This is a genomic window from Priestia sp. TGN 0903, assembly GCF_050846855.1.
Taxonomy (GTDB): Bacteria; Bacillota; Bacilli; order Bacillales; family Bacillaceae_H; genus Priestia; species Priestia zanthoxyli.
Genome location: NZ_JBOZGL010000003.1, coordinates 508,162 through 521,462 on the forward strand (window position 1 = coordinate 508,162; position 13,301 = coordinate 521,462).

The following is a 13,301-nucleotide window of genomic DNA, read 5'->3' on the forward strand; positions in this document are numbered from 1 at the left end:
TATTATACATGGCACTTCTGTATGTTATTAGTGAAACGTTGTTTGCTATTACAAAACGAGAGGAGTCAATTTATTGAGTACGTTAGAACTTCCAGGTCATTTAAAATCCATTTTATCTCATCCTTCCACACTTGAAGAACAGCATATGAATCACTTCCTTGGAAATAACGGGTCCGTGCATGTTAAGCCAACTTCAGAACAAGAAATAGCAGCCGTTTTAAGGTATGCGGCGGAACACGGAAAAAAAGTCGTCATTGAAGGGAACGGTACCAAAAAAGGCTTTGGCGGGCTTATAGACACAGCAGATCTTTTGCTTTCGCTGACTGAATACAGCGGAATTGTTGAACATACAGTAGGCGATATGACGGTTACTGTAAAAGCTGGTACGCCGTTTGGAGAGCTGCAAACGTATTTAAAAACGTACAATCAGCAAGTTTCACTTGATCCAGCTCTAGGAGACTACGCTACAATCGGCGGAGTTATTGCAGCGAATGAAAGTGGCCCAAAGCGCTTGTCTTATGGATCAGCTCGAGATGCAGTAATCGGTATGAGAGTTGTATATTCAGATGGAACCATTGTTCGTTCAGGGGGAAAAGTCGTCAAGAACGTGGCTGGCTATGATATGAATAAGCTGTTTATTGGTTCAATGGGAACGCTCGGCGTTATATCCGAAATAACGTTAAAGCTGCGTCCGCTGCCCAAGTATCAAAGCGTTCTTTTTCTTTCTTTTTCAACAGGCAATATCGAAGAAGTTCATGCGTTTGTTAGCAAAGTCTTAGACTCCATGATAGAGCCCGTTTCCTTGGAATTATTAAATCCTTCTCTAGCTGAAGATGTAATAGGGCAGCATCTGTTTACGCTTGTAATCAGCTTTGAAGATGTGGAAAGTTCCGTTCATTATCAAGAGAATTACATCAAAAGCATTCAGCCGTCTGATACGATTTTAAAAGTGCTTCATGAAAAAGAAGCCGAAGTATTTTGGGGATTTTTTAGTAACATTAGTCCAAATGGTGCATGCGGTTCTTCCGAAGAGGAAACGGAAGCCACTTTAAAAGTCGGTGTACCAAATATGAATGTACTTGACGTGATAAACAAAAGTACTGCTTTAAAAACATCCCTTCCCATGCTGGTAAAAGCACATGGAGGAGTTGGACACGGTCTTTGCTCAGTCTACATAAAGGGCTCAGAAGAAGCCATTCTTTCCGTTATCACTTCATTTACTGAAACGGCTAAAACGTACGGAGGATATGTGGTCGTTAAACATTTGCCTTTTATACTGCGTCAAAAAGTAAATGTGTGGGGGGAAAAACCTTCTCATTTTCCGTTACTAGCAGGAATTAAAGCAAAGGTGGACGCTAAAAATGTGCTTAACTATAAACGATTTATAGGAGGAATCTAAGTGAATTCAGCGAAAGCGGATATCAAAGATGCTCCATGTCAAAGCGTTAGCAATTATTTGTGGAAAGACGCGCCAGACGAAAAAAAATGGGCGGATTGTGTACACTGCGGAATGTGCTTGGAGTCTTGTCCTACTTACGAAATAACGGGGCAAGAACAGCATTCACCAAGAGGACGCGTGCACCTTATCAAATCGGTAGCAGAAGGAAAGATAAGCGTGAATGAACAGTTTACAGATCCTGTATTTGCTTGTTTGGACTGCCGTGCCTGTACAACTGCTTGTCCTGCAAATGTAGACGTTGGCGGACTCATTGAAGAAGCTCGCGGCCAAATTCGTCAGGCGATGCCTTTGACGGGATGGAAAGGAATGATCAGCAAGTTTTTTCTAAAGGAACTTTTTCCTCATTCCCATCGCTTAGAAGCTGCAGGAAGTCTATTAAAGTTGTATCAAAAAAGCGGGATGCAAAAAATGGTTCGCACAACAGGCATGTTAAATATGATGCCAACACATCTAGCAGAAATGGAACATGTAATGCCTAAAATTACCCGTTCTGTTCGAAAAAAATATAAAAAAGAACGCGTTCTAAAAGCAAAAGCCGAAAGAAAAGCCGAAGTTGCTTTTTTAACGGGCTGCATTATGGACGTCATGTTCAGTGATATTAACGAAGCGACTCTTAATGTATTAAGAAGAAACGGAAACGACGTTGTTATTCCTCATTCTCAGACGTGCTGTGGTGCTTTGCACGTTCATGCAGGAGACCGAGACATGGGAAGGCAGCTTGCCAAAAAAAATATAGAGGCGTTTCAGCATGCCGATACCATTATTGTAAACGCTGCGGGATGCGGCTGCATGTTAAAAGAGTATCCTGAACTATTTAGAGAAGAAGAGCAAGAGTGGCTTGAAAAAGCCGAAGTCTTTGCTAAAAAAGTCCAGGATATTTCAAAATACCTTCACGATACGGGATATCGCCCTCCGCAGGCGAAGCTGCATACGCGCATTACGTATCACGACGCTTGTCATTTAGCTCATGGTCAAGGAGTTAGAGAAGAACCAAGAGATATTTTGCTTTCTATTCCGGGAGTTGAAATGGTTCATATGGCTAACGCAGACAGATGCTGTGGAAGCGCAGGAATTTATAATTTAACAAACCCTGACATGGCGGGAGCCGTGCTTCAAAATAAAATGGAAAATGTGCCCCCTGACGTAGAAATGATTTCAATGGGAAACCCAGGATGTATGCTGCAGATGGCAGTAGGAGTGAAAAAATATGGACGAAGTCAGCAAATTGTTCACACGGTACAGCTTTTGGAGTGGGCCTATCAAAAAGAAGAGGAGGAAGCGCATCGTGTTGAAGAAAAATAGAATAAAAGATCTTCACGTGAAAAATCTTTCTCAACTAGTAGATGCTCATTCTATTTTGTATCACAAAGAAGATTTACTTGCGTACGACTGCGATGGGTTTACTATTCACAGACACTTGCCTAAAGCGGTGTTATTTCCTAAAAATACGAAAGAAGTTTCTAGCATTGTTAAATACTGCAGTGAACATGACTTGCCTTTTCTTGCAAGAGGAGCAGGCACAGGACTGAGCGGAGGAGCGATTCCGCTTAATAACGAAGTGATTATTAGTTTAGTAAAAATGAAGCGGCTGCTTAGCGTCGACTATGAAAACAGACGTGCCGTTGTAGAGCCCGGATTTATTAATCTTAAGTTAACTAATTCAATCTCTGAAAAAGGATATTATTATGCACCCGATCCTTCGAGTCAGTATTGCTGCACCATTGGTGGAAATGTAGCGGAAAACGCGGGAGGGGCACACTGTCTAAAATATGGCGTAACTACCAACCATATTTTAGGGCTAGAGGTGGTGCTTCCAAATGGAGATGTGATTGAACTTGGCAAGCAAGGTATTCCAGATGAACCGGGATATGATTTATTAGGACTTTTAACAGGATCAGAAGGGACGTTAGGAATCGTTACAAAAATTACGGTGCGCATTTTGAAAAACCCCGAAGCCAAACAAACGGTACTTGCCTATTTCGACCGCGTAGAAGACGGCAGTCAAGCGGTATCCGACATTATATCAGCCGGCATTGTGCCCGCTGCGCTTGAAATGATGGATAAAACCGCCATTGAAGGAGTGGAAGCTGCTGCGTTTCCAGTCGGACACCCCAGAGATATTGAAGCTCTTTTATTAATTGAAGTAGACGGCATTTCAGCCGGTATCGAAGAGCAAATCATACGTATTTTAGACATATGCAAAAAACAGAACGTACGGGAAGTGAAAGTAGCTGAAAGTGAAGAAGAGCGCGCCAGGTGGTGGGCAAATCGCAAAACAGGATTTGGAGCGATGGGAGCTATATCCCCTGACTACCTCGTACAAGACGGCGTTATTCCAAGAAGTAAACTGCCTCAAGTGCTGAAGCGAATCAACAAAATTAGCGAAGAATCTGGCCTTCGCATTGCCAATATTTTTCACGCTGGAGACGGGAACTTGCATCCGCTTGTATTATTTGATGCTAGAAAGCCGGGGGAAACTGAAAAAGCACTCGAAGCCGGAAGCGCATGTTTGCAAGTATGTGCAGAAGTAGGAGGAACGATTACCGGCGAACACGGCGTGGGCATTGAAAAAAAAGAAGAAATGCGATTTGTTTTTAATGAAGATGAAATTCAAGCACAAACGAATATACGAGAAGTATTTAATCCTAAAAATCTATTAAATGCAGGAAAGCTTTTTCCAAGTCCCAGCCGCTGCGCTGAAGTCAAAAAAGAAAAGAAAAAAGTGGGTTATTTTTAGAAAATTCTTGAAAATACATTCGCTCGATGATATGATTTTTTTAACAAAAATAAAACGCTGTTTTGTAATAAGAAACAGTACCGCATATGTTCGTCTTAACCATTTTGGCAAAAAGAATTGAAAGCGCGTCCAAATTTAAAAATGTAAAGAAGTAAGAGGAGGAAACAGACGGTGACAAACTACAAACAAGTTGGAAATCTGAAAGTAGCTCCAGTTCTCTATCAATTTATTAATGAGGAAGCTCTCCCGGGCAGCGGCCTAAGTACAGAAAATTTTTGGTCTGATTTTGAAGCGTTAGTAACTGAGTTAACACCCGTAAATAAACGTTTGTTAGAAAAGCGTGATCAGCTTCAAGCTCAAATTAATGCATGGCATCAAGAAAATCCTGACGGTGACTTTAACGAATACAAATCGTTTTTAACGAGAATTGGCTATTTAGAAGACAAGGCAGAAGATTTTCTTATTGGTACAGAAGGAGTAGACAGCGAAATTGCCTATCAAGCGGGACCACAGCTTGTGGTACCAGTGAATAACGCTCGGTATGCTATTAACGCTGCTAATGCACGCTGGGGTAGTCTCTATGATGCACTTTACGGCACTGATGCAATCAGTGAAGAAAATGGAGCTTCGCGCACGAGTTCTTATAATCCAATTCGAGGAGAAAAAGTTATTGCGTTTGCAAAGAATTTTCTTGATGAAGTTATTCCGCTCGTTCAGTCTTCTCATGCAGAAGTGGTTCAGTACAGTCTTGAAAATGGAAAGCTTGTTGCTCAATTAAACGATGGCAGTTTAACAGAGTTACAGGAAGAAGATAAATTTGTAGGGTATCAAGGAGAAGAAGAAAGCCCTGATGCTCTTTTATTCAAAAACAACGGCCTGTATTTTGAAGTTCAAATTGATCGTACGGATTCGATTGGTAAAACAGACGATGCGGGTGTAAAAGATATTTTAATGGAAGCAGCTCTTACGACGATTATGGACTGTGAAGATTCAGTAGCGGCAGTAGACGCAGAAGACAAAGTAGACGTTTACCGCAACTGGCTGGGATTAATGAAAGGTGATTTGACGTCTACTTTTAAAAAAGGAAGTCAAAACATGACAAGGCGTTTAAATCCAGACCGTACCTATATTTCTCCCCACAAGGAAAAGATTTCACTGTCTGGCCGTTCGCTTATGTTTGTTCGAAACGTTGGGCATTTAATGACAAACAGCGCTGTTTTAGATCGAAATGGCAACGAAATCTATGAAGGTATTTTAGATAGCGTGATTACTAGTTTAATTGCCAAACACACCTTGCTTAAAAACGGTACGTATCAAAATTCTAAAAAGAGCTCTATCTATATCGTTAAACCGAAAATGCACGGCTCCAAAGAAGTGGCTTTTGCCAACACGTTATTTAATTCAATTGAAGATATGCTAGGGCTTGAGCGTCATACGATTAAAATTGGCGTAATGGACGAAGAGCGCCGCACAACGCTTAATTTAAAAGCGTGCATCAAAGAAGTAAAAGACCGAGTGGCGTTTATTAATACTGGATTCTTGGATCGAACAGGTGACGAAATTCACACTTCTATGGAAGCAGGCGCTGTTATTCGTAAAAATGATATGAAGGCGTCTAAATGGCTTCAAGGCTACGAGCAGTCTAATGTAAATGTAGGGTTAGCAAGCGGGTTCCAAGGCCGCGCTCAAATCGGAAAAGGAATGTGGGCAATGCCGGATATGATGGCCGAAATGCTGAAACAAAAAGTGGGGCATTTAAAAGCAGGAGCGAATACGGCATGGGTGCCTTCACCAACCGCAGCAACGCTTCATGCTCTTCACTATCATCAAATTGATGTAAGAGATGTTCAAAACGAATTGCTTACTAAGTCCACTGATTTACAAGATGACATTTTGCAAATTCCTGTGGCCGAAAAACCAAATTGGAGCAAAGATGAAATCCAGCAGGAGCTAGACAACAACGCTCAAGGAATACTCGGCTATGTAGTAAGATGGGTCGACCAAGGAGTAGGGTGCTCAAAAGTACCGGATATTAATAATGTAGGGCTAATGGAAGACCGGGCAACGCTTCGTATTTCCAGTCAGCACGTAGCCAACTGGCTTCATCATGGGATTTGTACAAAAGAACAAGTAACGGAAACGCTAAAGCGAATGGCAAAAGTAGTGGATCAACAAAATGAAAATGATCCTCTGTATCAGCCAATGTCATCGAACTACAGCGCATCCATTGCTTTTCAGGCAGCCTGCGATTTAGTATTTCAAGGCTATGATCAGCCAAACGGCTATACGGAGCCCATTTTACACCGCCGTCGTATCGAAGCAAAGGCAAAAGCAGCTATAAAACAGTAAAAAAACGGCCTGTCAGCATAGAGATGGCAGGCTGTACTTACATCTTAAGAACCTGACTACCTAGGATCCTTATTAAAACAAAGCAAATGGGAAAAGGAGTTATGTCATGAAATTTGTAAGGTTTGCTATACAAGATAGTCGTCATACAGGTGTACTAAAAGAGGATACGATCAGCGTTATTGAAGGAAATATATTTGAGAAGTGGGACTATACAGGGCAGACTTTTTTAGTAAATGAAGTAAAGCTTTTGGCTCCTTTAGAGCCGAATCAAATTATTGGAATAGGCGCAAATTATGCAGCTGCAAAGTCGGAGCTGCCAAAAGAAATGCCTTCTATTCCTGTCTTCTTTTTTAAGCCCACATCCTCTGTGATTGGTCCAAACGAAGACATTGTCATTCCAACTGCCATTAAGCACGTTAAGTTTGAATCTGAGCTTGCAGTTGTTATTGGAAAAGAAGCGAAGAACATCGCAGTAGAAGACGTACAGGACTATATATTTGGGTATACAATTGGAAACGATGTAACGGCTCCGGATTATTTTCATAAAGACGGGCACTGGACCATTGGAAAATCCTTTGATTCATTTACGCCTCTTGGCCCCGTAATCGAAACAGAGCTTGATCTTAAGTCCATTCATGTAAAAGCGTTTTTAAATGGCGTTGAAAAACAAAACAGCTCGACAGATTTAATGATTATTTCGGTTGGAGAAATGATTGCTTACCTATCTACTGTTATGACCCTTAAGCCGGGAGATGTGGTTTTAACAGGAAGTCCGGTCGGCGCGGAGCTGGTGAGCGCAAACGATGTTATTGCATGCACCATCCGAGAAATTGGAACTCTCCAAAATCCGTTTGTTGCAGAGAAAGAACGTGTAAACGTATAAAAGTGATAAAAAATGCCCGGCAGTAAAATGACACATAGAGGAGAGAGGAAAAATGGAGCGAGAAAATATGGTTAAGTCTGTAAGCCGGGCATTGGACATTGTCACAATTGTCAGCATGGAAAGAGAAGGGGTAGGGGTCACAGAAATTGCAAAGCAAATGGACATTAATAAAAGCTCCGTATACCGTATTCTAACTACTCTTGCTCAGTATGGCTATATTGAACAAGATCAAGAAAGCGGGCGGTACAAGCTTGGGTATAAGTTTTTAGAAGTAAGTTCAAAGCTTTTAGATTCTATTGATCTACGAACGGAAGCAAAGCCGTTTTTGCAAGAACTTGAAAGTGAGACAAATGAAGTTATTCATCTTGTTGTCTACGATCAAGGTGAAGTAGTGTATATTGAAAAGCTAGAAGGAAATCAGACGCTGCGCATGCACTCAAAAGTGGGGAAAAGAGCGCCTATGCACTGTACGTCTGTCGGTAAAGCTATCCTAGCTTTTTTACCGCTTAACACGGTAACAAGCATTCTTGAAAGAAAAGGCTTACCAGCTCATACCGATCACACCATTACAGATGAAGAAAGCTTTCTCCGGGAACTTTCAGAAGTGAAGCAAAAGGGATATGCGCTGGATTTAGAAGAAAATGAATACGGAATTACTTGCATCGCAGCCCCTATTTTTGATCACCTTGGTCAAGTCGTTGCTGCAGTCAGCATTTCCGGTGCTACGATGCGTATGACCAATGAGCGATTAACGTACCTTCAAGAACGCATGGTTGATATAGGCAAGAACATTTCGGAGCGGCTCGGCTACAAAACGGAATCTGTGAAAGACAAAAGTTTGTTCTGATTCTTAGAGAACAAACTTTTTCTATATAATAATCTGTAAAATAACGTAATTATATTATGTAAACTATAGGCTAGGATTTTTAATTGATGTTTTATTCATGATACAATAAAGTTGTTAGAATATATACGTAAAGGAGATAAATTATGGAACAGTTTGAGCGCAATATTGAAAAGTACGCCGAGCTAGCTGTAAAAGTCGGTGTAAACATTCAAAAAGGGCAAGTATTAAACATTAATGCTGATATTTCTTCCGCTGATTTTGTTCGTGAAATTGCGAAAAAAGCGTATGAAGCCGGAGCAAAGTCTGTTGATGTAGACTGGCATGACGATCATTTAGTTCGTTTGAAATATGAAAAAGCGGATGAATCTGTATTTAATGAATTTCCTGCTTGGAAAGCTCAGGCAAGAGAAGAGCTTGTGAAAAACGGAGGCGCTGTTTTATCTGTAATTTCAAGCGGTCCTGACTTACTAAAAGGAGTAGACGGCAAACGTATTGCTGCGTTCCAAAAAGTAAGCGGAAAAGCAATGAAAAAATTCCGTGAAGCGATCCAATCTGATAAAATCAGCTGGTCCATCGTAGCTGTTCCTTCGAAAGACTGGGCAGCTAAAGTATTTCCTGACGTTCCAGAAGAACAGCAGCAAGAAAAACTATGGGAAGCTATTTTTAAATCTGTGCGCGTAGACCAAGAAGATCCAGTGGCCGCATGGGAAGAGCATAATGCTTCATTACATACAAAAGTAGACATTTTAAATGAAAAGAGATTTTCTAAGCTTCACTATAAAGCGCCAGGAACAGATTTAACAATTGAACTTCCTGACAAACATATTTGGGTGGGCGCAGGCAGTGTTAATGAAGACGGCAACTCGTTCATGGCCAATATGCCAACAGAAGAAGTATTTACACTTCCAAAAAAAGACGGCGTAAATGGTCAAGTAACAAGCACAAAACCGCTTAGCTACGCAGGAAACTTAATTGAAAACTTCACGCTAACATTTGAAAACGGAAAAATTGTTGATGTAAAAGCAGAAGAAGGCGAAGAAACGTTAAAGCACTTAATTGAAACAGATGAAGGTGCCAAATACTTAGGAGAAGTAGCCTTAGTACCGCATCAATCGCCAATTTCTCAGTCAAACATCATTTTCTACAACACGCTGTTTGACGAAAATGCATCCAACCACTTAGCCATCGGCAGCTCGTATTCCTTCTGTTTAGAAGGTGGAAAAACGATGTCTAAAGAAGAGCTATCACAAAACGGAGCAAACGACAGCATCACCCACGTTGACTTCATGATTGGCTCAGCTGAAATGGACATCGACGGCATCAAAGCTGACGGTACAAGCGAGCCTGTGTTTAGAAAAGGGAACTGGGCGTTTTAATAAACAGTTTAATCTATGAAGTCTCTACAATAATCAAGGTAATAAACTTATAGCCACTTCTCGATTTATAGAAGTGGCTATAAGTTTTTTTAATGTAAAGAGGAGAGTAATACGTTAAATGAATGAATTAGTAAAAATTGTTTTAAATAGCGTAGACCAATTATTTGGCAAAAATTATGTGCAATTGATTACTTATTTATTAATAGCATTAATTGGAACATGGTTGTACAAAGAGTTCAGAACTCAATTACTAAATAGTGAAAACTATAAAAGAGAAAAGTACAGTGAGGTATTAACAATTTTATTAGAATTGGAGTATGCACTAAATAGATTCTTAATAAATGAAGTAGAGTTTACTCAATTAGAAGAGAATTTAAAGGCTGCTTATCCGTATTTATCTTATGATCTAAGTAAGGAGGTTGGAAGCTTCAGTACTGGAATAGAAAAGAAAAAAGTCGAGGAATTCGTCGAAAAATTGAGTACAGAGAGAACTAACCTTAAATATAACCAACCTAATGCTTTCTCTTATTTAAATGAAAGAAGTATATCTCGGTCATTTGGTCACTTATTTAGAACAATGCTTTCACCTGTGCTTATACCTTTCTTGTTGACTTTATTAACTGTAGTGGTTTCATTTATGCTATTATATCTCACGTCTGCTATGTCAACTGTTGAATCTGTTGTCAAACAATATTATTTGATACAAGGTGTAATAGATTACATATGTTTCTTAATGATATTAGTTGGTATCGCTGATATTATTAATAACCAAAAGGTGTCTAGCATGAAACACTTAGTTATTTTTCTTATTATTTTTATAACTTTGTCTATTACTGCATTTTTACTTTTTTCAAAATTCATTATTATTCCTACAATTCTATTTGTATGCTACGGAATATTATTAAAAATTTACTTACCAAAAATTATTGTTGGGCTAAAAATAAATAATATATAAATAAAAAGAAGAATCACGGCAGGCGAACTTCACTCAGTTCCACCTTGCTGTGATTCTTCTTTTTTTACCGGAGCGTCACGCTTGAACATGTGATAGTAGGTAAACCCCAAGCATAGAGCGCCGGCGATTGAACAAAAATATTGCAAAAAACGGACGAAATCCATTGGAATGACCTCCCATTTTCAGTTTCGCTTCTAGTATGTACAGGGAAGTGAAATAATATGTGAAAAAGGGAGGTTTTCTCTTATAGTTCGTATGGTTCTTGAAGAGTAAGGTAAGGCTGCTGATCTTCAAGACCAAGACGCTTATTTAATTGTCTTTTCATTAAATCGTACTGGTAGATGAGGTGAAATTGATTTTTTTTCGGTGTTTCACAGCGAATGTAGGTTTCTTGCCCGTTCTTGTCTGTGAAATGAATGGTTAACTCACCGAAATAGCGTTGAACAGGAGCTCCGTGAAGGCCTTTTTCATTTTTGACAACCTTTGAAAATTCTGCTCGTTGAATACGGTTAAATGGAATAATAGCTACTTGATTGATAACAAGACGCTGATCGTACATGTCAATTTTAGATATGGAAATTTGATTAATTCCTTCTGCAAATTTAACATGCCCGTTTACAGAAACAAGCGGTTTGCGATCCTCAGGATCAACAGCGCCTTGAGGTCGCTTAATGACGTAGAAGCTAGCTACGCCAAGTGCTACGATACCAACCACAACAATAAGTGCAAACATCATTTTGCATTCCACCTCCTGAGTATAGATGTGTAATCTGAATTTAACAGCAAGCTGTTTCAGTTGCCATATTGCCTCAACAATGAGGATAGAGAAAAGCAGTTCGGCAGTTCATTATAAGTATATACATACGTTCGACAATATGGTGTGATATTCCTTCTTATTATGACTTTTTTACGACAAAATGGGCAAAACTCTTTCCGAAAATGAAGTGAATCAGTTACAATTTAAGGATAAGGTACCAAATTTCTTTTCTATCTCAAAAAAGTGCAGAAAAGCGTAAAAAATTCTAGGTACTTTCTCATATTTTTACTATTTTTATAGAATTTATCCCAATTTCTAATCCTTTATCGTGTATAATCTCTTGTGTGCAGCATGATATACATAAAGGTGTAAGGAGGCACAGTTCATTGTCTTTATCAGCAAAAAAGATATTATTATTAGTTTTAGTAGTTATATGTTTAGTGTTAGTTGTGATGCAATTCATAAATCGATCAGCAGAGCCGACTTCTGGACAGGCCCAAGAAACACTGAGTAAGCTTCCTGAACAAGAAACCGTTAAAGAAAAAGCGAAAGGCGACGAGGAAGCGCACAAATATCGAGTGTATTATATTACTATTGAAAAAATCGAAAATGGTACATACAGCGGAACAACAAAAGAAGGAACAGGCATTAAATTTTCCGATAAAAATTTAAATGAACCGATTCCAAGCAATTTGAAAAAAGGGGATATTGTCAAAGCATACTTTGATCTTGAATATAGCACGAAAGGTCTAGTCAAAGTAGAAAAGGTAGACGAGATACCCGATGATGACGAGAGCTCAAGTTAATTGAGCTCTTTTTTTGTGTTTTACGAATGTGGTAAAATATTGAATATATAGATACGATACAGGGGGAAGAAGATGATAGCAGCCATTATAGTAGGAGCGGTAATTCTTTTAGCTTTGATTATTAAAGGGATTGTAAAGTCGAGAAGATTTCGCTTGTATAAAGAGGAGCTTCCAGATGATCTCGGAATACATAAAAATCAAGGGTTTGAAGATATTGTTCATTCACTAGAAGATTCTTTACCGGCAGCCTATGTTCAGCAAGTGAAACAGCGCATGAAAGGAAAAAATACAAAAGACGATGAAGTGGAATGGACGTTTTTTGAGATGAAGCGCTACTTTTTATTAAATGCAGTCATCAAAGACGTACCGATGTTTAGTGCAAAAGTGGATGAAGTATGGCATGAAATGATTATGTTTACAGTAGATTATGAACGTTTTACAGACCGTTTTTTCAACCGCTTTTTGCATCACCAGCCAAATGTAGAAACAGCTCCATCCCCACAGCCGGATAAGCGAGCGTTCTTCGATTGGATGTATGCTCATTTGTTTGACATAACGGGTAACAGCCGACTGCTTTGGGGGAAGTTTTTTCAGCATCCGCTTGATAAAAGTACGCTTCAAGATTTTCAAAGGTTATCAGAAGATGAATTACTAGATCGCTATTTTTTAAGAAACGGCAAATGGGAAACACAACAGAGGCATTTGATTCAAACATTAAAAGAAGAAGTCACTGCTGCACGAAAAAGAAAAAAAACGGGCGGATCAACTTATTTTAAAAAAGCGGCTAAAAAAGGAAATGTATCAAACGAACTTCTTCTTCAAGGCTTTGTTTTTTATTCTCTCTACAAAGCCACCAACTTTTCAAGCCATATGAATGAACTGTTGCTATATAAAAAGACGATGTATGCGGGAGAGACAGCCTCTTACAGTGGGTATAGCTGTTCAAGCCCCTGGGAAGATAACCGCCACCATCACCACAACGATGGAGGTCATCACCATCATGACAGCGGCAGCAGCTGTTCGAGTTCAAACTGCAGCAGCTCAAGCTGTTCAAGCTCTAGCTGCGGGAGCGGGTGCAGCAGCAGCTAATAAAGTAAAAAAACTCGTTTTATACGAGTTTTTTTACTTTAAA

Annotated in this window: 12 protein-coding genes; 10 read left to right on the top strand and 2 right to left on the bottom strand. The window is 39.5% G+C overall.

Features of this window, described 5'->3' with window-relative positions:
* The first annotated feature begins 73 nt into the window (after positions 1–73).
* The 8 genes from ACRPLY_RS13620 (at position 74) to ACRPLY_RS13655 (ending at position 10,606) form a co-directional block, all read left to right on the top strand.
* Complete coding sequence (locus tag ACRPLY_RS13620; protein WP_325077510.1) at positions 74–1,399, top strand: FAD-binding oxidoreductase; 1,326 nt, start codon at positions 74–76, stop codon at positions 1,397–1,399.
* Complete coding sequence (locus tag ACRPLY_RS13625) at positions 1,400–2,761, top strand: (Fe-S)-binding protein (protein WP_154990394.1); 1,362 nt, start codon at positions 1,400–1,402, stop codon at positions 2,759–2,761.
* Positions 2,745–4,196, top strand: a complete 1,452-nt coding sequence (locus ACRPLY_RS13630) for an FAD-linked oxidase C-terminal domain-containing protein (protein WP_325077509.1) — start codon at positions 2,745–2,747, stop codon at positions 4,194–4,196. Before ACRPLY_RS13625 ends, ACRPLY_RS13630 begins: the two co-directional genes overlap by 17 nt.
* A 171-nt stretch (positions 4,197–4,367) precedes the next feature.
* Entirely contained in the window at positions 4,368–6,545 is a 2,178-nt protein-coding gene (locus ACRPLY_RS13635) for a malate synthase G (RefSeq protein ID WP_325077508.1), read from the top strand.
* A 106-nt stretch (positions 6,546–6,651) separates the two neighbouring features.
* Positions 6,652–7,428: a fumarylacetoacetate hydrolase family protein gene (locus tag ACRPLY_RS13640; RefSeq protein WP_325077507.1), complete on the top strand. Its 777-nt coding sequence runs from the start codon at positions 6,652–6,654 to the stop codon at positions 7,426–7,428.
* Between the two features lie 52 nt (positions 7,429–7,480).
* Positions 7,481–8,275 (top strand): IclR family transcriptional regulator, encoded by a 795-nt coding sequence (locus tag ACRPLY_RS13645; RefSeq protein ID WP_034268928.1) that lies wholly within the window; start codon positions 7,481–7,483, stop codon positions 8,273–8,275.
* Positions 8,276–8,418: 143 nt separating this feature from the next.
* Positions 8,419–9,651 carry an aminopeptidase gene (locus tag ACRPLY_RS13650; RefSeq protein ID WP_033579379.1) on the top strand — a complete coding sequence of 411 codons (1,233 nt, stop codon included), beginning with the start codon at positions 8,419–8,421 and terminating at the stop codon, positions 9,649–9,651.
* 118 nt (positions 9,652–9,769) lie between these two features.
* A complete protein-coding gene (locus ACRPLY_RS13655; protein WP_325077506.1) occupies positions 9,770–10,606 on the top strand; it encodes a hypothetical protein in 837 nt (278 codons plus the stop codon).
* 29 nt (positions 10,607–10,635) lie between these two features.
* Here ACRPLY_RS13655 and ACRPLY_RS13660 read toward each other — a convergent pair whose 3' ends face one another.
* Positions 10,636–10,770, bottom strand: coding sequence for a hypothetical protein (locus ACRPLY_RS13660; protein ID WP_014459590.1), 135 nt, complete (start codon positions 10,768–10,770; stop codon positions 10,636–10,638).
* 80 nt (positions 10,771–10,850) lie between these two features.
* Positions 10,851–11,342 carry a hypothetical protein gene (locus tag ACRPLY_RS13665; RefSeq protein ID WP_028409022.1) on the bottom strand — a complete coding sequence of 164 codons (492 nt, stop codon included), beginning with the start codon at positions 11,340–11,342 and terminating at the stop codon, positions 10,851–10,853.
* A 407-nt stretch (positions 11,343–11,749) separates the two neighbouring features.
* On the opposite strand from ACRPLY_RS13665, the gene ACRPLY_RS13670 reads away from it, so the two are divergent.
* Both ACRPLY_RS13670 and ACRPLY_RS13675 read left to right on the top strand, forming a co-directional pair.
* Positions 11,750–12,169: a hypothetical protein gene (locus ACRPLY_RS13670; RefSeq protein ID WP_028412901.1), complete on the top strand. Its 420-nt coding sequence runs from the start codon at positions 11,750–11,752 to the stop codon at positions 12,167–12,169.
* Between the two features lie 72 nt (positions 12,170–12,241).
* Positions 12,242–13,258 carry a hypothetical protein gene (locus ACRPLY_RS13675; protein WP_325077505.1) on the top strand — a complete coding sequence of 339 codons (1,017 nt, stop codon included), beginning with the start codon at positions 12,242–12,244 and terminating at the stop codon, positions 13,256–13,258.
* The last annotated feature ends 43 nt before the right edge of the window (positions 13,259–13,301 follow it).